The sequence below is a fragment of the Fructilactobacillus fructivorans genome (assembly GCF_000814735.1).
Lineage (GTDB): Bacteria > Bacillota > Bacilli > Lactobacillales > Lactobacillaceae > Fructilactobacillus > Fructilactobacillus fructivorans.
On record NZ_JOJZ01000020.1, the window covers coordinates 57,404 to 81,789 of the forward strand.

Here is a 24,386-nt window from a genome sequence, read left to right on the forward strand (position 1 = left end):
CCCCTCCTTATTATTCAGCTAAGTGATCTGATGATACACCACGTAATGATGAAATTTCTTCAGCATCCTTAAGATCTTTAAGACCTTCAAAAGTTGCACGAATTACGTTAACAGGTGTATCAGAGCCTAAACGCTTACTAGTAACATCATTCACACCAGCTAATTCCATAACTGATCGAACAGCACCACCAGCAGCAACTCCAGAACCTTCTTCAGCAGGCTTCAACATGATCTTTCCACCGCCATAACGACCGATAACTTCGTGAGGGATAGTAGTTCCAACAATTGGGACTTCAATCAAGTTCTTTTGGGCACTATCAACGGCTTTTCTGATCGCTTCAGGAACTTCTTGAGCTTTACCAGTACCAAAGCCAACGTGGCCATTTTTGTCACCAACAACAACTAATGCAGCAAAGCGTAGTCGACGACCACCCTTAACAACCTTAGTGATCCGGTTGATAGCAACAACGTTATCTTCTAAGTCCAGTTTGTCTGGATTAATAAACTTTGCCATGTGCGTTATATTCCTCCTTTTTTAAAATTCAAGTCCATTTTCACGTGCTGCATCTGCAAGGGCTTGTACACGTCCGTGATATAAGTATCCACCACGATCAAAAACAACATTTTTAACATTTTTTTCAACTGCACGTTTAGCGAGTAAAGCGCCAACGCTTGCGGCTTGTTCTGATTTATTGTTTCCGGAAACTTCCTTGTCAACAGTTGAGGCACTAGCTAGCGTTACACCCTTTACATCATCAATAACTTGAGCGTAAATGTTTTTATTAGAACGGAAAACGTTCAAACGTGGGCACTCAGCAGTACCAGAAATTTTACTTCTAACACGATTATGACGAATCTTACGTGTTTTATTCTTGTCTGGTTTGGAAATCAAAATAGTCACCTCTTATTTTTTATATTGTTAAACTACTTACCAGTCTTACCTTCCTTGAGGGTAATGTGTTCATTTTCATATCTAATTCCCTTACCTTTATATGGTTCTGGTGAACGGTATGAACGAACTTCGGCAGCGAAGTCACCAACATGTTGCTTGTTGATTCCACTAATGTTAATAGTAGTGTTATCAGGAACAGCTACAGTGAGATCTTCAGGAACTTGAACTTCAACAGGATTTGAGTAACCAACGTTTAAAGTCAAAGTATTACCCTTTAATTGGGCACGATATCCAACTCCAACTAATTTAAGGGTCTTATGAAAACCATTCATAACTCCTTCAACCATGTTGTTGAAGTTAGCACGGGTTGTACCATGTAAGGCACGTTCTTTATTGTCATACTTGCCAGTTGGGGTGAAGTTTACTTCATTACCCTTAACTTGCATCTTGATTTCTGGTGCAAATGTGGCAGTAAGTGTTCCCTTTGGTCCTTTAACAGTTACGTTAGTACCTCTGTGACTTACTTCAACGCCGTCTGGAAGATCAACAGTTTTATAACCAATTCTACTCATATTAACACCTCCAATTCTTTTTTAATTTTTACCAAACGTATGCTAATACTTCGCCACCGACTTTTTTGTCGCGGGCTTCTTTATCAGTAATAACACCATCTGAAGTTGAGATGATTGCAATTCCTAAACCATTTAAAACTTTAGGAACATCATCTGATTTAACATATGAACGTAATCCTGGCTTTGAAATTCTCTTTAAACCAGTAATAACACGTTGATTGTCTTTTCCATATTTAAGGTATACACGGATAACACCTTGTTTATCGTCATCGATGTATTCAACATCGCGTACAAAGCCTTCACGCTTCAAAATTTCAGCAATGTTTCTTTTGATTTTTGATGCAGGAACGTCAACTGAATCGTGTCTAGCCATATTGGCGTTACGAATTCGAGTTAAAAAGTCTGCAATTGGATCTGTCATGGACATAAACGTGAAACCTCCTTTTCAGTTTTATTATTTTACCAACTAGCTTTCTTCATACCAGGAATTTGACCCTTGTGGGCAAGTTGTCTCAAGCAAATTCGGCATAAGTGAAACTTTTGGTAAACCGCACGAGGTCGACCACAACGTTCACAACGAGTGTAGTTCTGAGTTGAGAACTTAGCTGGACGTTCACTTTTTTTAATTAATGATTTTTTAGCCAATATTAAACCTCCTATTTAGCGAATGGCATTCCGAATTGAGCTAACAATTCATGTGATTCTTCATCCGTATTAGCGGTTGTTACAAGTACGATATCTAAACCTCTAACACGGTTAACATCATCGTAATTAATTTCTGGGAAAATTAGTTGTTCTTTGATACCCAATGTGTAATTTCCACGACCATCAAATGATTTGTTGCTTACACCGTGGAAATCTCGAACACGTGGCAATGAAACATTAACTAACTTATCCAAGAAATCGTACATTCTTTCTCCTCTTAATGTAACTTTGGCACCAATTGGCATTCCTTCTCTAAGACGGAAACCGGCAATTGATTTTTTAGCTTTAGTTACAATAGGCTTTTGTCCAGAAATTAAACTTAATTCTTGAACTGCCTCATCAAGGTTTTTAGAATTTGTTACAGCATCACCAACACCCATGTTTAAAACAATTTTGTCAAGCTTTGGTGCTTCCATTACTGACGAATAGTCAAACTTCTTAACAAGTGCTGGGAGAATATCTTCTTTGTATCTTTCTTCTAAGCGAGCTGCCATGCGATTAATTTCCTCCTTTCAATTCCAATCCTAATCGATTGGTTTGTTTGATTTTTTTGAAATACGAACTTTTTTGCCATCTTTAACTTCAAAACTTACCTTAGTAGGTTCGTTAGTAGATGGATCAATTAGCATTACATTTGAAGCATCGATTGGAGCATCTACATCAGCAATTCCACCTTGGGGATTGTCTTGTGAAGCCTTTTGATGTTTCTTGATCTTGTTGATTCCTTCAACAACTACACGGTTCTTAGCAGCAATGGTTTTAACGACTTTACCGTCTTTACCCTTATCTTTACCGCTAATAACACGAACTTTGTCACCAGTTTTCAAGAACATAATCCTGGCACCTCCTTGTTTTCCAATAGTATTAAAGTACTTCAGGCGCTAATGAAACGATCTTCATAAAATTATTACTACGTAATTCACGAGCAACCGGACCGAAAATACGGGTACCTTTAGGACTCTTATCATCGTTAATCAAAACAGCGGCATTTTCATCAAAACGGATATATGAACCATCAGTTCTGTGTGCAGCGGACTTTGTTCTAACAACAACAGCCTTAACGACGTCTCCTTTTTTGACAACGCCACCTGGTGTTGCCTGTTTAACAGTAGCAACGATCACATCACCGATACCTGCGTATCTAACTCTTGAACCACCTAGGACTTTAATAGTTAAAAGTTCACGTGCTCCAGAGTTGTCAGCAACCTTTAAACGACTCTCTTGTTGGATCATGGTTAGTGTCCTCCCTTCAACTTAAAATCAGAATACGATAGATAAAAAAGCTAGATAATAACTGCCTTTTCAACAACGTCTACTAGACGGAAGCGCTTAGTCTTAGACAATGGACGAGTTTCCATGATGTCAACAATATCGTTAACTTTTGCTTCGTTATTTTCATCTTGAACTTTATATTTCTTAGAATATTTAATACGTTTCCCGTAAGTTGGATGAGTTTTGTAAGTTTCAACAACAACTGTAATGGTTTTATCCATCTTGTCTGAAACAACACGGCCTCTGTAACTCTTACGTTCGTTACGTTCTTCGCTCATAAAGTGTTAACCTTCCTTTCTATCGTATTCTATTTCTTTAATTCTTGTTGTCTTAACGCCGTCTTGATTCTAGCGATTGTTTTTCGCACAGTCTTCAATCTAGCAGTATTTTCTAATTGACCAGTGGCTAATTGAAAACGAAGATTAAACAATTCTTTCTTGTAATCTTGTTCCTTAGCACGCATTTCATCAGTGGTTAATTCATTAATTTCTTTAGCCTTCATTTGATTCGCCACCTACTTCCTCACGTTTAATAACTCGGGTTCTAACAGGCAACTTCATGGATGCTAAACGTAAAGCTTCTTCAGCAGTTTCTTTGGAAACACCGCCAACTTCGAAAAGAACTTTTCCGCGTCTAACAGTTGAAACCCAACCTGCTGGGGTACCTTTACCTTTACCCATTCGAACACCGATACCTTTTTCAGTATATGATTTTTGAGGGAAAATTTTGATCCAAACTTTTCCACCACGTTTCATATAACGAGTCATGGCAACACGGCAAGCTTCGATTTGTCTGTTACTGATCCAATGTGAATCAAGTGCTTGCAAACCGTAATCACCAAAAGTAACAGTATTTCCACCTTTTGAATGACCACGCAACTTACCTCTGTGTTGTCTCCTGAACTTAACACGTTTAGGTACTAGCATGCTTATTTCCCTCCTTTTTCAGTTTTTTCCTCCGGTTTATCGGGCAAAACTTCACCACGGTTGATCCAAGTCTTAACACCGATTTTACCGTAAGTAGTATCTGCTTCATTCCATGAATAATCGATATCAGCTCTAAGAGTATGAAGTGGAACACTTCCATCTGAATATCTCTCGATTCGTGTCATATCAGCACCATTTAAACGACCTGAAGATTGAACTTTAACACCTTTTGCTCCAGAACGCATAACTCTTTGCATTGCCTGACGCATTGCACGACGGAATGCTACACGACCTTCAAGTTGTCTTGCTACGTTTTCACCAACAAGATCAGCTTCTAGGTCGGGCTTTTTAACTTCAACAATATTAACATGAACACGACGGCCAGTTAACTTGTTTAATTCTTTACGTAGACTTTCAACTTCTGCTCCACCTTTACCAATAACCATTCCTGGTTTTGCAGTATGAATAGAAACATTAACACGCTTTGCAGCACGTTCAATGTCAACACTTGATACAGAAGCATCAGCGAGTCTCTTTGCTAGATAGTTACGAATTTTTAAATCTTCGTTTAAGTATGAAGCGAACTTATCGTCGTTAGCATACCATTTAGCTTGCCAACCACGGTTAACGCCAATTCGTAAACCATTTGGATTAATTTTTTGACCCACGTTTATCCCTCCTACTTTTCTGACACTACAATTGTAATGTGACTAGTTCTTTTGTTGATTGGTGAAGCAGAACCTTTAGCACGGGGACGGAAACGTTTTAAGGTTGGTCCTTCGTTAACATATGCTTCACTAACAACTAGATCTTGACGATCTAAATCAAAATTATTTTCTGCATTTGCTACAGCTGACATCAAAACCTTTTCTACAACTGGTGAAGCACCTCTAGGGGTGAACTTTAAAATTGCAGTAGCTTCTGATACGCTTTTGCCTCTAATAAGATCTACAACAAGGCGAACCTTACGAGCGGCGATACGAACAGTCTTTGCAGTAGCTTTTGCTGATGTAACTTGTTGTTCAGCCATTGGTTATCCTCCTTGCTTAAACTGTCTTTTTATCTGCGTCGCCATTTCCATGTCCATGGAATGTACGAGTAGGTACGAATTCTCCGAGCTTGTGGCCCACCATGTCTTCTTGAATGTAAACTGGGACATGTTTTCTACCATTGTAAACAGCAATGGTGTATCCAATAAAGCTTGGGAAAATGGTTGAACGACGTGACCATGTTTTAATTACCGATTTTTTATCTTGATCTTTTTGTGCATCGATCTTCTTTAATAGTGATTGATCGGCAAAAGGTCCCTTTTTTAAACTTCGACTCATTATGAAACCTCCTCTGCGATTACTCAATAAATAAATGATTCAGACTACATCTTTGAACCTTTACGGTGACGAACAATAAACTTGTTTGAACGTGCTTTCTTTGATCTAGTCTTCTTACCAGTTGTCTTCTTATGCCATGGAGACAATGGACTTGGGTAACCAACTGGAGCTTTACCTTCACCACCACCATGTGGGTGATCGTTAGGGTTCATAACAGATCCACGTACGTGAGGTCTTTGACCACGGTAACGAGTTCTACCAGCTTTACCCCAAACAACTAATCCATGTTCATCATTACCAACACTACCAACAGTAGCACGGCAAACTGAAAGTACCATTCTAACTTCGCCAGATGGCAATTTAACTAATGCATACTTTCCTTCGTTTCCAAGTAATTGTGCTGAAGCCCCAGCAGAACGAACAAGTTGTCCACCCTTACCAGGCTTTAATTCGATATTAAAGATAGTTGAACCAACAGGAATATCAGCTAATCTAAGAGTGTTACCAGCCTTAATATCAGCATCCTTACCAGATTCAACAACATCTCCAACTTTCAATCCCTTAGGCGCAATGATATATGATTTAACTCCGTCTTCATAAACGATTAAGGCAATGTTTGCGGTTCTGTTTGGATCATATTCAATGGTCTTAACGGTTGCAGGAACGCCATCGTGATCACGCTTAAAATCAATTAAACGATAACGATGTTTGTTTCCACCACCACGATGTCGAACAGTCATTTTACCTTGGCTATTACGACCACCGCTATGAGCATTTGACTCAATTAAACTTTTTTCTGGCACGTTGGTAGTAATTTCACTATAGTCAATACTAGTCATATTACGACGGCCATTAGTAGTTGGTTTGTACTTTTTTAGAGCCACGTTATTTCCCTCCTATTCAAAGATTATTCTTCTGAGAAAATCTTAATTTCATCAGAATCATCGGACAAAGTAACAATAGCCTTACGACGCTTCTTTGTGCGTCCTACATATTGTCCTTGTCGCTTTTTCTTACCTTTTACATTCATAATATTAACTTTAACAACTTTAACGTTAAAAATCTCTTCAACAGCATTTTTAACTTGAGTCTTAGTTGCTCGTACATCAACATCAAAAGTATATTTTTTGTCGTCCATTACATCGGTTGAAGCTTCAGTAACTACCGGACGTAAAATGATATCTCGTGCTTCCATTATGCGAGCACCTCCTCTACTTGAGAAAGAGCAGCTTTTGTAATAACAACCTTATTACTGTTTAACACATCAAGTGTATTAACACTCTTGGCATTAATAACTCGTACATTCTCAATATTTCTTGCGGAACGTGCGGCGTTTTCATTGTTATCTTCCAAAACTACTAGTGTCTTAGTTGATGCGTCCAGTTTCTTTAAAAGATCTGATAAATCCTTAGTCTTTGGAGCCTTGTAGTCTAATGAATCAACTACTACTAAATCATCATTTGCAACTTTTTCAGAAAGAACTGATTTAACAGCTAATCTAGTAACCTTCTTTGGAAGGTGATATGCGTATGAACGAGTGGTTGGTCCGAAGACAACTCCACCGCCAACCCATTGTGGGGCACGAATGGAACCTTGACGAGCACGGCCAGTACCCTTTTGACGCCATGGTTTCTTACCACCACCACGCACTTTACCTCTGGATTTAACACCATTAGTACCTTGGCGTTGTGATGCTCTTTGCATTACGACAGTGTCGTAAACAACGTTTTCATTTGGTTCAACGGCAAAAACAGCATCGTTTAAATCAACCGTTCCTTGTTTACTACCGTCTTGTTTGTATAATGTTACGCTTGCCATCTACGGTTCCTCCTTTCTTATTTTCTTGATTCAATAACTGATGTTCTAACTGTTACTAATGATTTGTTTGCACCAGGAACATTTCCCTTGATTAACAATACGTTGTTATCAACGTCTGCATTAACAACTTCAAGATTTTGAATGGTAACTCGATTGTTACCCATTCGTCCTGGTAATTTCATACCCTTAACAACTCGGTTAATGATGACACCTAATGAACCGGGACGACGGTGATATCTTGATCCGTGGGTTTCAGGTCCACGACGTTGTCCGTTTTTATGGATGTTACCTTGGTAACCATGACCTTTAGTAGTACCCGTTACATCAACGACGTCACCTGGTTGAAATACATCAGCTTTAACTTTGTCTCCAACTTTGTAATCTCCCAAGTCAACATCTCTGATTTCACGAATGAAGCGCTTAGGAGTAGTTTTTGCTTTTTTAACATGACCTTGTTCAGGTTTATTGCTTAATACTGGACGTTTGTCATCGAATCCAAGTTGAATTGCATCGTAACCATCTGATTTGTTGTTCTTAACTTGTAAAACAACGTTAGGGGTTACATCAACAACAGTAACTGGAACGAGTTCACCGTTATCAGTAAAAACTTGAGTCATTCCGACTTTTTTACCTAAGATTCCTTTTTTAGCCATGAGTACACCTCCGATATTCTGTAATTATTATAGTTTGATCTCGATGTCAACACCACTTGGCAAGTCTAATTTCATTAATGAATCAACAGTTTTAGGTGTTGGGTTCAAAATATCAATTAAACGCTTGTGAGTTAACATTTCAAATTGTTCTTGAGCTTTACTGTACTTAAATGGTGATGCTAATACGGTATATAGGGCTCTGTCCGTTGGTAATGGAATTGGACCAGAAATAGTAGCACCAGTCCGTTGTGCAGTTGCCACAATCTTGTCAGCAGCTTGATCTAAAATACGGTGTTCATAAGCTTTCAAACGAATACGAATCTTTTCTTTTGCCATGTTTTTCCCTCCTTCGTCTATTTTCAAAATAAGACTAGCTCCGTGGAAATTACCGGCACATCCTCGCATGGCAAAGCGGCCGGGTGTGTCGCAACCTCCCACATCAAAGCTAAACATTGTACAATTTTGGGCAGTCTATCCCCCAAAACCAAGTACTTAACTATCATACCTGATATTCTTTGACTTTTCAAGGGTTCTCAGAATATTAGCAATAAAAAAAGTTCTAGAAACCATTTCAAATTTCTAGAACTTTTAAAGAAATTACTTTTCTTCCTTTTTGTTGTCGCCACCATTTTTCTTAATGATGTCTTCCTGAATGCTCTTAGGAACAGCACTGTAGTGATCAAAGCTCATTACGAATGTTCCACGTCCCTGAGAAGCAGAACGCAAGTCAGTTGCATAACCAAACATTTCTGATAGTGGAACCATTGCATGGATATTTTGTGCTTTATCCTGGGCTTCCATACCCTCAACGTTTCCACGTCGAGCAGTAACTTGTCCCATGACATCACCCATGTATTCTTCTGGAACACGAATATCAACTTTCATGATTGGTTCAAGAATAACTGGATCAGCTTTCTTAGCAGCTTCTCTCAAGGCAATTGAGGCAGCAATCTTAAATGCAGCTTCACTTGAATCGACTTCATGATAACTACCATCATAAAGCTTAGCCTTCAGATCAATCAATGGATATCCAGCAAGGACACCATTCTCCATGGCTTCTTTTAGACCTTGTTCAACTGATGGAATGAATTCTCTAGGAACAACACCACCAACGATGGCATCGTCGAATTCGAATCCCTTTCCTTCGTCGTTTGGAGTAAATTCAATCCAAACATCACCATATTGACCTTTACCACCAGACTGACGAATGAACTTACCTTCAGCTTTAACTGGTTTAGTAAAGGCTTCACGATAAGCAACTTGAGGAGCACCGATGTTAGCTTCAACGTTAAATTCACGTCTCATACGTTCAATCAAAATGTTCAACTGAAGTTCACCCATTCCGGCAATTAAAGTTTGACCAGTTTCAGGATTAGTTTCAGCTCTAAAGGTTGGGTCTTCTTCAGATAACTTTTGTAAAGCATCATTCATCTTATCTTGATCAGCCTTAGTTTTTGGTTCAACAGCAACCTGAATAACTGGTTCAGGGAATTCCATTGATTCAAGATGTAAGGGATGATCTGGATCAGTCAATGAATCACCAGTGGTAGTATTCTTCAAACCAATTGCAGCAGCAATATCACCTGAGAATACTTCTGGAATTTCTTGACGATTATTGGAATGCATTTGAAGAAGACGACCAACACGTTCACGTTTACCATTAGTAGCATTCAAGACGTATGAACCGGCCTTTAAAGTACCACGATATACACGAATGTAAGTCAAACGACCAACGTATGGATCGGTAGCAATCTTAAATGCTAGTGAAGCAAATGGTTCTTTATCATTAGCACGAATTTCAACCTTCTTGTCGTCATCATCTGGGTCAAGAGCAGTGTAAGGACGAACATCAAGTGGAGATGGAAGATAGTCAACAACACCATCCATCAACATCTGAACTCCCTTATTCTTGAACGCAGAACCAGCGAATACAGGGTAAAAGTCAAGATTTAAGGTTGCACGACGGATTCCGGCTTTAAGGTCATCTTGTGAGATTTCCTTTCCATCCAAGAATTTCTCCATGATGTCATCATCAACATCAGCAACGGCCTCAATTAATGCATCATGACGCTTTTGAGCCTCTTCTTGCATATCAGCAGGGATTTCATCAACATCCCATTCTGATCCCTCTTTGTCTTCGTCATAGACGTATGCTTGCATGGTAATTAAATCAATAACACCAGTAAAATCTGCTTCAGCACCAATTGGCATCTGAACAGCTTGGGCGTTAGCACCTAAACGATCGTGCAAACTCTTTACTGACATGTCAAAATCAGCACCCACTTTATCCATCTTGTTAATGAAAACAATTCGTGGAACAGCAAAGTCTGATGATTGACGCCATACGGTTTCAGTCTGTGGTTCAACCCCAGCTTGACCGTCTAGAACAACAATTCCACCATCTAGAACACGAAGTGAACGTTCAACTTCGGCAGTGAAATCAACGTGTCCTGGGGTATCGATGATGTTAACACGGTATCCCTTCCATTCAGCAGTAGTAGCAGCTGAAGTAATGGTGATACCACGTTCTTTTTCTTCTTCCATCCAGTCCATTTGTGAATCCCCTTCATGGGTTTCACCAATTTTGTGGATACGACCGGTATAGTACAAGATACGTTCAGTAGTAGTAGTCTTACCGGCATCAATATGGGCAACAATACCAATATTACGAGTTTTGTCTAACGGGAATTCTCGCTTGTTAGCCATTATTTAACTCCTCTCAATCATTCACAATTTCATTATTTTAAAAAAGTGGCTAAATCACTTTAGCCACCCACTTTAACAGTAAAAAAAGCTAAATGCTGATTACCAACGGTAATGTGCAAAGGCACGGTTAGCTTCGGCCATCTTGTGAGTATCCTCACGCTTCTTAACTGCTGCACCGGTGTTATTTGAAGCATCGATGATTTCTTTTGCAAGACGTTCAGTCATAGTATGTTCACCACGTAGTCTTGCATAGTTAACAATCCAACGTAAGCCTAAAGTAGTTCTTCGATCAGGACGAACTTCGATTGGAACTTGGTAGTTAGAGCCACCAACACGACGAGCCTTAACTTCAAGAACTGGCATAACGTTCTTCATTGCTTCTTCGAATACATCAACTGGGTCATTTCCAGTTTGATCTTTGATCATGTCAAATGCACCGTATAAAATTTCTGATGCAGTCCCTCTCTTACCATCTAACATCAAATGGTTAATTAATTTAGAAACCAATTTTGAGTTGTAGATTGGATCAGGAAGGATTTCTCTTTTTTGCACTTTCCCTTTTCTAGGCATGTAAAAGTCCTCCTCAATAATAACTTAATTAATTGTCTATTCCTTCGGTTTCTTAGTACCGTATTTAGAACGACCTTGGCGACGATCACTTACACCCGCAGTATCTAAAGCACCACGAACAACATGATATCTAACACCAGGCAAATCCTTAACACGTCCACCACGAATTAAAACAACACTATGCTCTTGCAAGTTATGTCCAATTCCAGGAATGTATGCAGTAACTTCAATCAAGTTAGAAAGTCTAACACGAGCGTACTTACGTAAAGCTGAGTTAGGCTTTTTAGGAGTCATAGTACCAACACGAGTTGCAACTCCACGTTTCTGAGGTGCAGGGTTTTGTGTGTTTTTCTTTTTGTAACTGTTATATCCGAAGCCTAAAGCTGGGGATTTTGATTTAGAAGTTCTAGATTTACGGCCTTTACGAACCAATTGATTAATTGTAGGCATCTAAAAAGTCCTCCCTTTCCTAATATAATATATTTTTTAAGTCCACACATCCAGGCGGTTCTTTTTTGAAGTTAAAAAAATCGCTTAGTTGTTTATAAGCACAATAAGTAGAATACCACGTAGAAAAAGACGTGTCAACAAGACTTCTCCTAGTTTCCGTACTTTTTGGTGGAGGTTTTATTATGCTAATTTACTGGTTTGTTGTGGGATCCATCGTTGGTTCCCTTTTAAACGTCATGGTGGAACGAACAATTTCACACCAAAGCTTCATCGTGGAACGGTCCCACTGTAGTCGTTGTCAAGTTACCTTAAAATGGTATGAACTCATCCCAATCGTTAGTTATCTGATTCAACTGGGAAAGTGCCGAAAGTGTAAGGCACACTTGCCGTTTTACCTATTCTACTTTGAATGTACGACAGCTCTAACTTTTACATTATTTCCACCAACCAATTTAAGCAATGGCAAAAACTTATGCTTACTTTTATTAATTCAAATCTCAGCCACCTTCGACTTGTTAACCTATCACTTTCCATTGCCCTATTCGGTCATCTCACTCGCACTTGCCGTTACCATTTCTTCGCAGTCATTTGCCATCATTTTCCTTGAAATCTTATGTTACTTGATTCTCATAATCATAAATCAACATGCTCATTTGATCGGAGATGGGGATTTAGATTTATTTTTGATTTTAACAATTGCTCACGGCATCCTTCTCACTAATATCGTCATACTAATTGGATCCCTCCTAGCCATTATCTATTCATTTATAATGACAAAGCACGTGATCGCGTTTGTTCCATTCATTTATACCGCCCTACTTATCATATTAATCTAGTTTGCCAAAACCATAAAATTCAATTATTATTGCATTAATAACTAAAAGTCTAATATATCGCCGTAATGGGTCGGCTGTCTCTACTTGGAACCATAATTCCAAACTATTAGAACAAGACCCTAGACGACTGTACCTAGGGTCTTTTTGAATGGGAGAATAATTAATGAAAGAATTAGAAGATGCAATCAAAAATAAAGGTCAGGTCTTACCTGGCAACATTTTAAAGGTCAATTCCTTTTTAAATCATCAAATTGATCCAACTTTAATGTATGAAATTGGCAAGGAATTTGTGAAACGCTTTGCTGATGACAACATCACTAAGGTTATCACTGTAGAATCATCAGGAATTGCACCAGCGGTCATGACTGGACTAGTATTGGGTGTCCCGGTTATCTTTGCACGAAAGAAGAAACCCTCTACTTTAAATGATGCGGCCTACTCCGCCGATGTATATTCATACACCAAGCAAAAAACAAATCGGATTTTCATCGAAAAGAAATTTATTTCACCTAATGATAATGTTCTAATTATTGATGATTTTCTCGCCAATGGCGAAGCAACCAAGGGGATGATTAAAATTGTAAAAGCTGCTCAAGCTCATCTCGTTGGGGTTGGAATCGTAATTGAAAAATCATTTCAACCTGGTGCTGACTGGATCACGAATCATGGAATTCATCTTGAATCCTTGGCGAGGATTGCATCCCTTAATGATAATGAAGTCACGTTTAAAAAAGATTAATTCAATCAAAATATGTATCAAAAAAGAGCTCATCATAAGATGAGCTCTTTTAGTTTAAAATCTAGTTTTTACTAGAATTTTTTTGTTGCATTTCTTTTTCAACATCACTTAAAGAAGTAACGCCCTTGGTAGAAGTCTTACCCTCTTCTTCTGGTTCGATGTTTTCGTATTTTCCAACACCAGTTCCAGCAGGTAATAACTTACCAATGATAACATTTTCCTTCAAACCAACTAATGGATCAACCTTACCACGAATTGCGGCATCAGTAAGAACACGAGTGGTTTCCTGGAATGACGCAGCTGACAAGAAACTGTTAGTTTCAAGAGCAGCCTTAGTAATTCCAAGCAAGACTGGACGAGCAGTTGCAGGTGTTTTACCACTAATAACTGCATCCTTATTACGGTCTTTGAAGTCATCAATGTCCATCAAAGTACCAGGTAAGATATCAGTGTCACCTGGGTCCATAACTCGAACCTTACGTAACATTTGTCGTACCATGATTTCGGCATGCTTATCGTTAACTTCAACACCTTGTCTTCTATAAACTTCTTGAACCGCAGTTAACAAGTAAGTTTCAGTTGACAAAACATCACGAACTTTAAGCAATTCCTTAGGATCAATTGAACCTTCATTAAGAGGATCACCACGACGAACAGTATCGCCTTCAGCAACTCTCATACGAGCCTTAATTGGAACCTTGTACTTTCGGGTATCGGACTTACCTTTAACGGTAACTTCCTTAATCCCTTCGGCAGGATCTTCTTCAATTAATTCAACGGTACCAGTAACTTCACTGATAATTGCTTTACCTTTAGGATTACGAGCTTCCATGATTTCTTGAACACGAGGAAGTCCTTGGGTAATATCAGAACTACTTGCAACACCACCGGTATGGAAAGTTCGAAGGGTTAACTGAGTACCAGGTTCACCGATTGATTGAGCGGCAATGGTACCAACAGCTTCACCAACTTCAACTTCGTCACCAGTAGCAAGGTTTCGACCATAACACTTCTCACAAACACCGTGAGCTGTGTTACATGTAAATGCCGAACGAATCTCAACTGAATCAATGCCAGCGTCCACAATTTCTTGTGCGACGTCTTCATCAATCATTTGATTCTTCTTAACAATTACTTTACCAGTCTTAGGGTTCTTAACGGTCTTCATTGCATTACGACCAAGAATTCGGTCATACAATGGTTCGATCATTTCGTCACCTTCAGTAATGGCACGAACAACCAATCCACGATCAGTTCCACAGTCTTCTTCTCTGACAATAACGTCTTGAGCAACATCGACAAGTCGACGAGTCAAGTAACCAGAGTTAGCAGTCTTAAGAGCCGTATCGGTCATACCTTTACGAGCACCGTGGGTTGAAATGAACATTTCCAAGACTGAAAGTCCTTCCTTAAAGTTAGAAGTGATTGGTAGTTCCATGATTTCACCATTAGGAGAAGCCATCAAACCACGCATTCCAGCTAACTGAGTAAAGTTAGAAATGTTACCACGAGCACCAGAATCACTCATCATAAAGATTGGGTTCTGAGGATCGAAGTTTTTCATTAATTTGTTTTGAATTTCATCTTTTGCATCGTTCCAAACGTTAACAACTCGTTCGTAACGTTCTTGGTTAGTGATTAAACCACGACGGAATTGTTTAGTAATGGTATCAACTTTCTTGTGAGCATTAGCAACAATTTCTGGTTTTTCTTTCAAATCAGTAATGTCAGAAATACCAACAGTTAAACCAGATTTAGTGGATTTGTCATAACCTAAGTCTTTAATTCGGTCAAGCAGTTCAGAAGTTTCCGTAACTTGGTATTGACTGTAAACTTCAGCAATGATGTCACTTAGAAAGCCCTTCTTAAACGGTTTAACCAATTCAGCATTCTTTAAATGTTCATGGATATCCTCACCTGGCTTCAAGAAGTACTTGTCAGGAACGTATCCATGCAAGTTAGTTGAAGTTGGTTCATTAAGGTAAGTGAATTCCTTTGGCAAAATTCCATTGAAGATTACCTTACCAACCGTAGTTACTAAGATCTTACCTTTTTGATCGTCAGTAAATGACTTATCAGGAAAGGCACTTGCTGGAATACCAATTCTGGTATGCCAATGAACTTTTCCATCACGATATGCTAATTCAACTTCGTCTGGGTCGTTGAAAATCATTCCTTCGCCTTCGGCACCTGCTTCCTCAAATGTTAGATAGTAGTTACCAATTACCATATCCTGTGAAGGAGTAACAACTGGTTTTCCATCCTTGGGTGCCAAAATGTGTCCAGCAGCAGCCATTAACAATCTTGATTCGGCTTGAGCTTCATCAGATAGAGGAACGTGAATAGCCATCTGGTCACCATCAAAGTCAGCATTGTATGCAGCACAAACTAATGGGTGCAAACGCATTGACTTACCACTAACTAGGACGGGTTCGAAAGCTTGAATTCCAAGTCTATGCAAGGTAGGAGCACGGTTCAAAAGAACCGGATGTTCTTTAATTACATCAGGAAGAACTTCAAAGACAGCGTCGTCTTGACGTTCAATCTGACGTTTAGCATTCTTGATATTTGAAGCCAATCCACGTTGGACCAAAGCATGTATGATAAATGGCTTGAACAATTCAAGAGCCATTGATACTGGAAGTCCCATTTGGCTTAACTTCAAATTAGGACCAACATCAATAACTGAACGACCTGAATAATCAACACGTTTACCAAGCAAGTTCTGTCTGAATCGTCCTTGCTTCCCCTTCAATAAGTGAGAAAGAGATTTGAGTGGACGATTACCAGGACCAGCAACAGGACGACCACGACAACCATTATCAATCAAGGCATCGACAGCTTCTTGCAACATTCGTTTTTCGTTTTGAACAATAATGCCAGGAGCATTAAGGTCTAACAAACGTTTCAAACGATTATTTCGGTTAATTACCCGACGGTACAAATCATTCAAATCAGAAGTGGCAAAACGACCACCTTCAAGTTGAACCATTGGACGTAAATCAGGTGGCATAACTGGAATTGCATCCATAACCATCCATGACAATTGATTACCAGAAGTAGCAAATGCTTCAAGAATGTCCAAACGACGAACCGCACGGGTTCTCTTTTGGCCAGTTGCCTTTTTAAGGGTATCCTTTAATTCTTTAACTTCTTTATCGATATCAACATCATTTAATAAAGTCCTGATCGCTTCCGCACCAATTTCAGCGTGGAAACGGTTGCCATATTCACGCTTCTTGTCACGGTATTCTTGCTCTGAAAGCAACTGCTTCTTCTCCATTGGTGTGTTACCTGGATCAGTAACAACGTATGAAGCAAAGTAGATGATTTCTTCAAGAGCTCTTGGGCTCATGTCAAGAACTAATCCCATTCGACTTGGGATACCTTTGAAGTACCAGATATGGGTTACCGGAGCGGCTAATTCGATGTGTCCCATTCGTTCACGACGAACTTTAGAACGGGTAACTTCAACACCACAACGATCACAAACGATGCCCTTGTATCTGACACCTTTGTACTTACCACAGGCACATTTCCAATCCTTAGTAGGACCGAAGATTCTTTCATCAAACAAACCGTCTTTTTCAGGTTTTAGAGTTCGATAGTTAATTGTCTCTGGCTTTTTAACTTCCCCGTATGACCAACTCCGGATGGTTTCAGGTGAAGCTAAACCAATTTGCATACTTTTGAATTTATTAACATCAACCATTGGCGTACCCTCCTTTATTATTTATTGTCGTCATTTGTATCATTTTTTGAGTCAGAGTCAGATGAAGTTGGAGTTTGTTTGTCACTCTCATTCTTCTTTTCTTTGTCTTTCTCATTTTTTTCATCTTGTTTTTGAGCAAACTTACTCAATGCGTTTACGTTAACAACATCTTCGTCATCATCCATATCACGCAAATCGATTTGTTTGTTATCAGCATCCAGAACCTTCATATCAAGGCCTAATGCTTGTAATTCTTTAACTAAAACTCGGAATGATTCAGGAACACCAGGCTTTGGAATTGGATCACCCTTAACAATGGCTTCATAAGTCTTTACACGTCCTACAACATCATCTGACTTGTAAGTCAAAATTTCTTGTAGGGTATGAGCAGCACCATATGCTTCAAGGGCCCAAACTTCCATTTCACCAAAACGCTGGCCACCAAATTGAGCTTTACCACCAAGTGGTTGTTGAGTAACCAGTGAGTAAGGTCCAATGGCTCTAGCATGAATCTTGTCTTCTGCCATATGGTTAAGTTTCAAGTAACCCATGACTCCAACAGCGATTCGTTTATCAAATGGTTCACCAGTTCTACCATCATACAGAACGGATTTACCATCAGCAGGCATTCCAGCTTCCTTCAAAGCTTGAGTAATGTCTTCACTACGAGCTCCATCAAATACAGGAGTAGCAACGTGAATACCAAGCTTCTTAGCAGCCATCCCTAAGTGCATTTCAAGCACCTGTCCAATATTCATACGTGATGGAACACCCATGGGACTTAGTAAAATGTCAATTGGAGTACCATCTGGCATGTAAGGCATATCTTCTTCAGGAATGATAACGGAAACGGTACCTTTGTTACCATGCTTACCAGCCATCTTATCACCAACTTGAAGCTTACGTTTCTGGGCAATGTAAACTCGAACCATCTTGTTTACACCTGGCTTCAATTCGTCACCATTTTCTCTGGTAAAGACCTTAACGTCCTGAACAATTCCACCGGCACCATGAGGTACTCGAAGGGATGTATCACGAACTTCTCTAGCCTTTTCACCAAAGATAGCGTGAAGTAATCTCTCTTCAGAAGATAATTCAGTAACACCCTTAGGAGTTACCTTACCAACCAAAATGTCATTGTCATGAACTTCGGCACCAACTCTGATAATTCCATCTTCGTCAAGATCCTTAAGTGCATCTTCACCAACATTTGGAATCTCACGAGTCATTTCTTCCGGTCCAAGTTTAGTATCTCTAGTTTCTGATTCGTACTCTTCAATATGAATTGAGGTGTACGCATCATCTTTAACGAGTCGTTCTGAAATAGCAATGGCATCTTCAAAGTTATAACCCTGCCATGTCATAAAGGCAACGGTTGGGTTTTGACCCAATGCTAATTCACCATTTTCCATTGCTGGACCGTCCGCAATAATTTCATCAGCGTCAACGTGATCTCCAACTTTAACAATTGGGGTTTGGTTATAGTTCTTACCACCATTTGAACGCATGAACTTCATCAACTTGTAAGTATCTAAAGTTCCATTATCTCGTCGTACTCGAATTTCTCTTGCATCAACGTATTCTACAGTTCCAGGATATTTAGCAATCTTAGCAACTCCAGAATCATGAGCAGCTTGATATTCCATTCCAGTACCAACAAGTGGTGCATGTGGTCTAATCAAAGGAACCGCCTGACGCTGCATGTTAGCACCCATCAAAGCACGGTTAGAATCATCATTTTCTAGGAATGGAATACATGCCGTTGCAACCGCAACAACTTGTTTTGGTGAAACGTCCATGTAGTCAACATTCTTTGAATTAGTTTCAACGTATTGTGACTTATCACGTGCCATAACTTGATCATCTTGGAAAGTAGCATCTTCATTTAATGGAGAGTTTGCCTGGGCAATAACGTATTTATCTTCGTCATTAGCGGTCAGATAATCAATCTTATCGGTAACTTTATGAGTAGTCCAGTCAACACGACGGTATGGAGTTTCGATAAATCCATACTTGTTAACCCGAGCATAACTCGAAAGTGAGTTAATTAGTCCAATGTTAGGACCTTCGGGAGTTTCAATTGGACAAATTCGACCATAGTGAGTGTAATTAACATCACGAACTTCATATCCGGCACGGTCTCTAGTGATACCACCAGGTCCTAAAGCAGATAAACGACGTTTGTGGGTTAATTCACCCAATGGGTTAGTTTGATCCATGAATTGTGAGAGTTGTGATGAACCAAAGAATTCCTTAACTGAAGCAACCACTGGTCTAATATTGATCAATTGTTGTGGTGTTACAGTTGAAGCATCCTGGATTGACATTCTTTCTCTAACAACTCGTTCCATTCGTGAAAGTCCAATTCGAAATTGGTTTTGCAGCAATTCACCAACTGAACGAACACGACGGTTCCCCAAGTGATCAATATCATCAATGGAACCAATTCCCTCTTGAAGATCAAAGAAGTAGTTAATTTCAGCTAAGATATCAGCTGGGGTAATGTGTTTGTAGTCCAGATCGATATTGTCATTACCAATGATAGGAACGACCTTATCAGGATCTGTGTTTGAATATACTTTAATTACTTGAACTGTTACTGGATCAGTAACAACCGCTTGGTCAGATGGATTAAAGGTGTAAGCCTTGAAATCTTTCTTAGCCAAGTATGGCTTCAATTTTTCCATCAGTCCCTTATCAATGACATCACCCTTGTTAGCAATGATTTCACCAGTATCAGGATCAGCTAAGGTTTCAGCCAATGCTAATCCCATCAAGCGGGTCTTCATGCTTAACTTTTGGTTAGTCTTGTAACGACCAACGGGAGCCATGTCATAACGTTTAGGATCAAAGAATCTTTGAGTCAATAAGTTTCTTGCTGATTCAGCGGTCTTGGGTTCACCAGGACGCAATCGTTCATAAATATCCTTTAATGATTCTTCAACACGGGAATCATCAGCATCTTTATGAACATCTTTTTCAAGGGTAAGTGAAAGGCTATCGTTAGTCTTCCCAAAAATCTCAGTGATTTCATCATCGGAACCAAAACCAAGTGCACGAACTAATTCAGTCAAAGGAATCTTTCTTGTCCGATCGATTCGAACGTATGAAATGTTCTTAGCATCAGTTTCAAATTCCATCCAAGCACCACGGTTAGGAATTACAGTTGAGCTGTAAATTTCACGACCATTTTTATCGAGATCCTTGTGGTAGTAAACACCAGGTGATCGAACTAATTGTGAAACAATAACTCGTTCAGCACCATTAATAATGAAAGTCCCTTGGTCAGTCATCAATGGAAAGTCACCAAAGAAAACATCTTGGGTCTTGATTTCACCAGTCTCATGGTTCGTTAACTTAAGAGTAACGTGTAATGGGGCTGAATAATTTGCCTCATGAGCACGTGCTTCATCAACCGTGTACTTAGGTTCCAATAGTTTATAATCAACGAAGTCTAATGAAAGCTTTCCTTGAAAATCCTCGATTGGCATAATATCTTTAAACATTTGACGCAAACCTTCGTCTAAGAACCAGTTATAAGAATTAGTTTGAATCTCAATCAAATTTGGAAGATCCAATACTTTCTTAATTCTGGAATAACTTCTACGGGTCCTGTGTTTTCCGTACTTTACAATGTGTCCTGCCAAGTTATTCACCTCTCCCTAAAATTCTACGAAAAGAAATGTTACGTTTTTGTTACAAATGACCATTTTTCAGGTTTTTGAGCAAAAAAAATCCAAAAATAAGATTAAAATCTTACTTTTGGTTCTTATAAACGCCATCACGGACAATAGATCGCAACGACTCATTTCAATTCCCAGTTACATACTCTATATATAATACAAAGAATCCCTGATAATGTCAAAGAATATGCACCAAAAATCCCAGTAAATTTTTACTGGGATTTTTTACGTTATTTACTTAAAATTTCTTCTTTTGGATTCTTAACATCACGTTTATTAATCGTGATCTTATTCTTATGGGCTCCAATGGTGATATGGTCACCAGGTTTGAATTTACCAGCAAGTAAATCTTCACTCAATGGATCTTCCACCTTATCTTGTAGTGCTCTCCGAATTGGTCGTGCACCATAAGTTGGATTGTACCCAACTTCAGCAACCAAATCAATGGAAGCAGGTGTCATCCGAACTTTGTAACCCATTCCATCAGCTCGATTGAGTAAGTCTTGCGACATCAATTTCACGATACGGTGAAGTTCTGACTTAGTCAAGGAATGGAAGACAACCGTATCATCGATTCGGTTCAAGAATTCTGGTTTGAAGAATTTCTTCAACTGATCTTGAATGGTAGCCTTCATTGCAGCATAGTCGTCATCCGACTTTTCGGCCGCAAATCCAACGGTGTTCTTGTACTGAAGTTCAGTAGCTCCAATGTTAGAGGTCATAATGATAACGGTATTTCGAAAGTCAACCTTTCGACCCTTAGCATCAGTCAAGTATCCATCGTCTAGAACTTGAAGTAACAGGTTAAAGACGTCAGGATGAGCCTTCTCAACTTCATCAAGTAAAACAACTGAGTAAGGATGCTTTCTAACCTTTTCAGTTAGTTGACCACCTTCGTCATATCCAACGTATCCAGGAGCAGATCCAACCATTCGACTAGTTGAGTACTTCTCCATGAATTCACTCATGTCAACACGAATCATGTCATCTTCTGAACCAAACATTGCTTCAGCTAAGTCCTTAGCAAGTTCAGTCTTCCCAACTCCAGTTGGTCCAAGAAACATAAATGATCCAATTGGACGATTAGGATCTTTAAGTCCACTTCTTGCACGACGAATTGCTCGGGCAACAGCTGAAACGGCCTCGTCTTGACCTACCACTCGTTCGTGCAAAATCTTTTCCAGATTTACCAAACGTTTCTTGTCAGACTGTTTCAAATGAGTAACTGGAATTCCAGTCCATTCGGAAACAATCTGTGCAATGTCTTCAGCATTTTCCTTCAATCGATAATTATGCGTCTTGTTAGCATCATTTTCTTTAATTCTTTGTTTCTGAGTTAAATCAGCGATTTCCTTCTGCAATTTCTGTTCTTGCTTCCGAATTGAAACTGCATCTTCAAAACGTTGTTCTTCAATTGCTTTGTCCTTGTCGTTCTTAACGGAACTTAACTTAGACTCAGCATTTGCCAACTTATCATCTTTACCAGTTGAATCAAGTCTAACCTTAGCAGCACCTTCATCCATTAGATCAATGGCCTTGTCAGGTAGATAACGATTGCTGATGTATCGACTAGATAAATCAACGGCAGCATTAATGGCATCATCAGTAATCTGAACATGGTGATGTTCCTCATACTTAGGACGTAATCCCTTAAGAATCTTACGAGACTCATCCTTACTTGGTTCTTCAATTTCAACCGTTGCAAATCGACGTTCCAAAGCTTCATCGGATTCAATGTACTTTTGATATTCATCAAGTGTGGTAGCACCCATTACTTGAACTTGACCTCGAGCAAGGGATGGTTTCAAAATGTTTGAGGCATCAACTGATCCCTCAGTACCACCAGCACCAATTAGAGTATGCAATTCATCAATAAATAGAATTACATTTCCACTATCTTCAACCTCTTTTAGAACTTTCTTCAGACGGTCTTCAAATTGGCCACGATACTTAGTACCAGCAACTAATGATCCCATATCAAGTTCCATAACACGTTTGTTTTGCATGTCAGATGGAACCGACTTACCAACAATCTTTTCCGCTAAGCCTTCAGCAATGGCAGTTTTACCAACTCCGGGTTCACCAATTAGAACCGGGTTATTCTTAGTTCTCCGACTCAAGACTTGGATCACACGCCGAACTTCTGAAGTACGTCCCACAACTGGATCAAGCTGATTATCACGAGCAGCTTTGGTTAAATCACGGGCAAGTGAATCTAAGGTTGGGGTATCACTTTGTTCTGAATCATTATTAGAATTAGTATCAGAAGCCATGTTAGTGTCTGCAACTCCCATCTTTCGGATCGTTACTTTCCGAACTTGTTCTGGGCTAACACCTAAGTTAGTTAAAATTCTAGAAGAGAGCATTGCATCATCACTAGTCAAAGCTAGCAAGATATGTTCAGTGCCCACCTTAGTTGCTCCATATTGTTTCGCAATTTTCCCAGCTAAGGCTAGAATTTCCTTCATTTTTGGTGAATATGGTAAGTAAGTGTTGCCATCGACCTTCAAGTTACCATATCCAGCTAACTGCTCAATTTCTTCTCTAACGTCTGCCTCGCTGACAGCGAGTTGTTGAAGAGTCTGATAAGCAATCCCATTCTTTTCAATTGTAAGTGCCAACAACATGTGTTCGGTTCCAACAGCTTGGTGTTGAAAGCTTTTTGCTTGTTCTTGGGCAATTACTAAAACGTTTTTTGCACTAGGGGTAAATAAATTATGCATATGCAAATCTCCCTTCATTTCTCTTCAAATCATAATCCACAATTAAACTAACACTCATACTTAAGCCGGTAAAGTAAAGCCTCCAAAACGCTCGCTCTAACCTGATACTCCATTGTTTGATCAGGCAAACTGATTGCTTCCTTCTTCAATATAGCCGCAATCATGTTCTTCTCTTTTTCGGTAATAACTCCATTAGCATACAAGGTGGTTAAAATTGATTCTTCATCTTTTTCAGAAATTTCATCACCAATTGAGTCGATCAAACTATCTAAGACATCCGAATTATCCATTAAATTGATTTTTTCAATTCTGATATAGCCACCGCCACCACGCTTGCTTTCAACTAGATAACCATTTCGCAAGGTAAATCGAGTTTTGATTACATAGTTGATCTGTGATGGTACCACGTCAAAATGATTGGCAATATCTGACCGACGAATTTCAACTCGCTCTTGATCGTTGTCACCCAGCATATCCTTTAAATAATCTTCAATAATGTCTGATATATTACGGCTTGCCATAAACTCATCTCATCTCTGACTAATGTTGACTATTATTATACAAAGAAGAATCGTAAATTCCAAGTAAATGCTCTTGTAAACGAACGTAATAAAAAAATCGGGAAAACAAGATTCGAACTTGCGACCTCCACGTCCCGAACGTGGCGCTCTACCAAGCTGAGCTATTTCCCGATGCGTAAACATTAAAATGTGAGTATATATAAAAATCGGGAAGACAGGATTCGAACCTGCGACCCCCTGGTCCCAAACCAGGTGCTCTACCAAGCTGAGCTACTTCCCG

The 24,386-nt window shown here is 39.3% G+C and carries 28 protein-coding genes, 2 tRNA genes and 1 riboswitch; of the genes, 2 read left to right on the forward strand and 28 right to left on the reverse strand.

Annotation, left to right across the window (positions count from 1 at the left end):
• Positions 1-10: 10 nt before the first annotated feature.
• The 22 genes from rpsE to rpsL all read right to left on the reverse strand — a co-directional run bounded on the left by rpsE (position 11) and on the right by rpsL (position 11,892).
• Positions 11-514 (reverse strand): 30S ribosomal protein S5, encoded by a 504-nt coding sequence (gene rpsE, locus LfDm3_RS05135; RefSeq protein ID WP_039144772.1) that lies wholly within the window; start codon positions 512-514, stop codon positions 11-13.
• 21 nt (positions 515-535) lie between these two features.
• On the reverse strand, positions 536-892 hold the full coding sequence (gene rplR / locus LfDm3_RS05140) for a 50S ribosomal protein L18 (RefSeq protein WP_010022733.1): 357 nt from the start codon (positions 890-892) through the stop codon (positions 536-538).
• A 32-nt stretch (positions 893-924) separates the two neighbouring features.
• Complete coding sequence (rplF, locus tag LfDm3_RS05145; RefSeq protein WP_010022731.1) at positions 925-1,464, reverse strand: 50S ribosomal protein L6; 540 nt, start codon at positions 1,462-1,464, stop codon at positions 925-927.
• Between the two features lie 28 nt (positions 1,465-1,492).
• Positions 1,493-1,891 carry a 30S ribosomal protein S8 gene (rpsH, locus tag LfDm3_RS05150; RefSeq protein ID WP_010022729.1) on the reverse strand — a complete coding sequence of 133 codons (399 nt, stop codon included), beginning with the start codon at positions 1,889-1,891 and terminating at the stop codon, positions 1,493-1,495.
• 32 nt (positions 1,892-1,923) lie between these two features.
• On the reverse strand, positions 1,924-2,109 hold the full coding sequence (locus LfDm3_RS05155; protein WP_010022727.1) for a type Z 30S ribosomal protein S14: 186 nt from the start codon (positions 2,107-2,109) through the stop codon (positions 1,924-1,926).
• Positions 2,110-2,120: 11 nt separating this feature from the next.
• Positions 2,121-2,663, reverse strand: a complete 543-nt coding sequence (gene rplE / locus LfDm3_RS05160) for a 50S ribosomal protein L5 (RefSeq protein WP_039144777.1) — start codon at positions 2,661-2,663, stop codon at positions 2,121-2,123.
• Between the two features lie 30 nt (positions 2,664-2,693).
• Positions 2,694-3,002, reverse strand: coding sequence for a 50S ribosomal protein L24 (gene rplX, locus LfDm3_RS05165; protein ID WP_010022722.1), 309 nt, complete (start codon positions 3,000-3,002; stop codon positions 2,694-2,696).
• 31 nt (positions 3,003-3,033) lie between these two features.
• Positions 3,034-3,402: a 50S ribosomal protein L14 gene (gene rplN, locus LfDm3_RS05170; RefSeq protein ID WP_039144780.1), complete on the reverse strand. Its 369-nt coding sequence runs from the start codon at positions 3,400-3,402 to the stop codon at positions 3,034-3,036.
• A gap of 50 nt (positions 3,403-3,452) precedes the next feature.
• Positions 3,453-3,719 (reverse strand): 30S ribosomal protein S17, encoded by a 267-nt coding sequence (rpsQ, locus tag LfDm3_RS05175; RefSeq protein WP_039144781.1) that lies wholly within the window; start codon positions 3,717-3,719, stop codon positions 3,453-3,455.
• Positions 3,720-3,748: 29 nt separating this feature from the next.
• A complete protein-coding gene (gene rpmC / locus LfDm3_RS05180; protein WP_010022719.1) occupies positions 3,749-3,943 on the reverse strand; it encodes a 50S ribosomal protein L29 in 195 nt (64 codons plus the stop codon).
• On the reverse strand, positions 3,933-4,367 hold the full coding sequence (gene rplP / locus LfDm3_RS05185) for a 50S ribosomal protein L16 (protein ID WP_010022718.1): 435 nt from the start codon (positions 4,365-4,367) through the stop codon (positions 3,933-3,935). The genes rpmC and rplP overlap by 11 nt, the downstream gene beginning before the upstream one ends.
• A 2-nt stretch (positions 4,368-4,369) precedes the next feature.
• Entirely contained in the window at positions 4,370-5,035 is a 666-nt protein-coding gene (gene rpsC / locus LfDm3_RS05190) for a 30S ribosomal protein S3 (protein WP_010022717.1), read from the reverse strand.
• Between the two features lie 11 nt (positions 5,036-5,046).
• Positions 5,047-5,397: a 50S ribosomal protein L22 gene (rplV, locus tag LfDm3_RS05195; RefSeq protein ID WP_010022715.1), complete on the reverse strand. Its 351-nt coding sequence runs from the start codon at positions 5,395-5,397 to the stop codon at positions 5,047-5,049.
• Between the two features lie 16 nt (positions 5,398-5,413).
• Positions 5,414-5,695 carry a 30S ribosomal protein S19 gene (rpsS, locus tag LfDm3_RS05200; RefSeq protein WP_010022714.1) on the reverse strand — a complete coding sequence of 94 codons (282 nt, stop codon included), beginning with the start codon at positions 5,693-5,695 and terminating at the stop codon, positions 5,414-5,416.
• Between the two features lie 44 nt (positions 5,696-5,739).
• A complete protein-coding gene (gene rplB, locus LfDm3_RS05205; protein ID WP_039144783.1) occupies positions 5,740-6,579 on the reverse strand; it encodes a 50S ribosomal protein L2 in 840 nt (279 codons plus the stop codon).
• Positions 6,580-6,602: 23 nt separating this feature from the next.
• Entirely contained in the window at positions 6,603-6,890 is a 288-nt protein-coding gene (gene rplW, locus LfDm3_RS05210) for a 50S ribosomal protein L23 (protein WP_010022712.1), read from the reverse strand.
• The gene (gene rplD / locus LfDm3_RS05215) at positions 6,890-7,513 is read right to left on the reverse strand and encodes a 50S ribosomal protein L4 (RefSeq protein ID WP_039144784.1); all 624 of its coding nucleotides are present in this window, start codon (positions 7,511-7,513) and stop codon (positions 6,890-6,892) included. The genes rplW and rplD overlap by 1 nt, the downstream gene beginning before the upstream one ends.
• A gap of 17 nt (positions 7,514-7,530) precedes the next feature.
• On the reverse strand, positions 7,531-8,166 hold the full coding sequence (rplC, locus tag LfDm3_RS05220) for a 50S ribosomal protein L3 (RefSeq protein WP_010022708.1): 636 nt from the start codon (positions 8,164-8,166) through the stop codon (positions 7,531-7,533).
• Between the two features lie 27 nt (positions 8,167-8,193).
• Complete coding sequence (rpsJ, locus tag LfDm3_RS05225) at positions 8,194-8,502, reverse strand: 30S ribosomal protein S10 (RefSeq protein WP_010022707.1); 309 nt, start codon at positions 8,500-8,502, stop codon at positions 8,194-8,196.
• Positions 8,503-8,763: 261 nt separating this feature from the next.
• Entirely contained in the window at positions 8,764-10,872 is a 2,109-nt protein-coding gene (fusA, locus tag LfDm3_RS05230; protein WP_010022706.1) for an elongation factor G, read from the reverse strand.
• 99 nt (positions 10,873-10,971) lie between these two features.
• A complete protein-coding gene (gene rpsG, locus LfDm3_RS05235; RefSeq protein WP_010022705.1) occupies positions 10,972-11,442 on the reverse strand; it encodes a 30S ribosomal protein S7 in 471 nt (156 codons plus the stop codon).
• A 36-nt stretch (positions 11,443-11,478) separates the two neighbouring features.
• The gene (rpsL, locus tag LfDm3_RS05240; RefSeq protein WP_010022704.1) at positions 11,479-11,892 is read right to left on the reverse strand and encodes a 30S ribosomal protein S12; all 414 of its coding nucleotides are present in this window, start codon (positions 11,890-11,892) and stop codon (positions 11,479-11,481) included.
• 182 nt (positions 11,893-12,074) lie between these two features.
• Here rpsL and LfDm3_RS06715 point away from each other — a divergent pair, with 182 nt between their 5' ends.
• Positions 12,075-12,728: a prepilin peptidase gene (locus LfDm3_RS06715; RefSeq protein WP_052236622.1), complete on the forward strand. Its 654-nt coding sequence runs from the start codon at positions 12,075-12,077 to the stop codon at positions 12,726-12,728.
• 30 nt (positions 12,729-12,758) lie between these two features.
• Positions 12,759-12,854: riboswitch (purine riboswitch) on the forward strand.
• 37 nt (positions 12,855-12,891) lie between these two features.
• Complete coding sequence (locus LfDm3_RS05250; RefSeq protein ID WP_039144787.1) at positions 12,892-13,467, forward strand: xanthine phosphoribosyltransferase; 576 nt, start codon at positions 12,892-12,894, stop codon at positions 13,465-13,467.
• 61 nt (positions 13,468-13,528) lie between these two features.
• Here LfDm3_RS05250 and rpoC read toward each other — a convergent pair whose 3' ends face one another.
• The 6 genes from rpoC to LfDm3_RS05280 form a co-directional block, all read right to left on the reverse strand.
• On the reverse strand, positions 13,529-17,179 hold the full coding sequence (gene rpoC, locus LfDm3_RS05255; RefSeq protein ID WP_039144790.1) for a DNA-directed RNA polymerase subunit beta': 3,651 nt from the start codon (positions 17,177-17,179) through the stop codon (positions 13,529-13,531).
• A gap of 17 nt (positions 17,180-17,196) precedes the next feature.
• A complete protein-coding gene (gene rpoB, locus LfDm3_RS05260) occupies positions 17,197-20,835 on the reverse strand; it encodes a DNA-directed RNA polymerase subunit beta (RefSeq protein ID WP_039144792.1) in 3,639 nt (1,212 codons plus the stop codon).
• 257 nt (positions 20,836-21,092) lie between these two features.
• Positions 21,093-23,585 (reverse strand): ATP-dependent Clp protease ATP-binding subunit, encoded by a 2,493-nt coding sequence (locus LfDm3_RS05265; RefSeq protein WP_039144795.1) that lies wholly within the window; start codon positions 23,583-23,585, stop codon positions 21,093-21,095.
• A gap of 47 nt (positions 23,586-23,632) precedes the next feature.
• Complete coding sequence (locus LfDm3_RS05270; RefSeq protein WP_010022695.1) at positions 23,633-24,106, reverse strand: CtsR family transcriptional regulator; 474 nt, start codon at positions 24,104-24,106, stop codon at positions 23,633-23,635.
• A 97-nt stretch (positions 24,107-24,203) separates the two neighbouring features.
• A tRNA-Pro gene (locus tag LfDm3_RS05275) sits at positions 24,204-24,277 on the reverse strand.
• Between the two features lie 35 nt (positions 24,278-24,312).
• Positions 24,313-24,386, reverse strand: a tRNA-Pro gene (locus LfDm3_RS05280).

Excerpts from the sequence above, each read along its gene's own strand:
- rpsS (WP_010022714.1), bottom strand. The coding sequence starts at position 5,695 with ATGAGTCGAAGTTTAAAAAAGGGACCTTTTGCCGATCAATCACTATTA.
- rpmC (WP_010022719.1), bottom strand. The coding sequence starts at position 3,943 with ATGAAGGCTAAAGAAATTAATGAATTAACCACTGATGAAATGCGTGCT.
- rpoC (WP_039144790.1), bottom strand. The coding sequence starts at position 17,179 with ATGGTTGATGTTAATAAATTCAAAAGTATGCAAATTGGTTTAGCTTCA.
- rpsL (WP_010022704.1), bottom strand. The coding sequence starts at position 11,892 with ATGCCTACAATTAATCAATTGGTTCGTAAAGGCCGTAAATCTAGAACT.
- rpsH (WP_010022729.1), bottom strand. The coding sequence starts at position 1,891 with ATGTCCATGACAGATCCAATTGCAGACTTTTTAACTCGAATTCGTAAC.
- rplD (WP_039144784.1), bottom strand. The coding sequence starts at position 7,513 with ATGGCAAGCGTAACATTATACAAACAAGACGGTAGTAAACAAGGAACG.
- rplW (WP_010022712.1), bottom strand. The coding sequence starts at position 6,890 with ATGGAAGCACGAGATATCATTTTACGTCCGGTAGTTACTGAAGCTTCA.
- rpsG (WP_010022705.1), bottom strand. The coding sequence starts at position 11,442 with ATGCCTAGAAAAGGGAAAGTGCAAAAAAGAGAAATCCTTCCTGATCCA.
- rplX (WP_010022722.1), bottom strand. The coding sequence starts at position 3,002 with ATGTTCTTGAAAACTGGTGACAAAGTTCGTGTTATTAGCGGTAAAGAT.
- rplV (WP_010022715.1), bottom strand. The coding sequence starts at position 5,397 with ATGGCTGAACAACAAGTTACATCAGCAAAAGCTACTGCAAAGACTGTT.
- fusA (WP_010022706.1), bottom strand. The coding sequence starts at position 10,872 with ATGGCTAACAAGCGAGAATTCCCGTTAGACAAAACTCGTAATATTGGT.
- rpsJ (WP_010022707.1), bottom strand. The coding sequence starts at position 8,502 with ATGGCAAAAGAAAAGATTCGTATTCGTTTGAAAGCTTATGAACACCGT.
- rplE (WP_039144777.1), bottom strand. The coding sequence starts at position 2,663 with ATGGCAGCTCGCTTAGAAGAAAGATACAAAGAAGATATTCTCCCAGCA.
- rplC (WP_010022708.1), bottom strand. The coding sequence starts at position 8,166 with ATGGCTAAAAAAGGAATCTTAGGTAAAAAAGTCGGAATGACTCAAGTT.
- rplP (WP_010022718.1), bottom strand. The coding sequence starts at position 4,367 with ATGCTAGTACCTAAACGTGTTAAGTTCAGGAGACAACACAGAGGTAAG.
- rpsQ (WP_039144781.1), bottom strand. The coding sequence starts at position 3,719 with ATGAGCGAAGAACGTAACGAACGTAAGAGTTACAGAGGCCGTGTTGTT.
- rplN (WP_039144780.1), bottom strand. The coding sequence starts at position 3,402 with ATGATCCAACAAGAGAGTCGTTTAAAGGTTGCTGACAACTCTGGAGCA.
- LfDm3_RS06715 (WP_052236622.1), top strand. The coding sequence starts at position 12,075 with ATGCTAATTTACTGGTTTGTTGTGGGATCCATCGTTGGTTCCCTTTTA.
- LfDm3_RS05265 (WP_039144795.1), bottom strand. The coding sequence starts at position 23,585 with ATGCATAATTTATTTACCCCTAGTGCAAAAAACGTTTTAGTAATTGCC.
- LfDm3_RS05250 (WP_039144787.1), top strand. The coding sequence starts at position 12,892 with ATGAAAGAATTAGAAGATGCAATCAAAAATAAAGGTCAGGTCTTACCT.
- rplF (WP_010022731.1), bottom strand. The coding sequence starts at position 1,464 with ATGAGTAGAATTGGTTATAAAACTGTTGATCTTCCAGACGGCGTTGAA.
- LfDm3_RS05270 (WP_010022695.1), bottom strand. The coding sequence starts at position 24,106 with ATGGCAAGCCGTAATATATCAGACATTATTGAAGATTATTTAAAGGAT.
- rpsE (WP_039144772.1), bottom strand. The coding sequence starts at position 514 with ATGGCAAAGTTTATTAATCCAGACAAACTGGACTTAGAAGATAACGTT.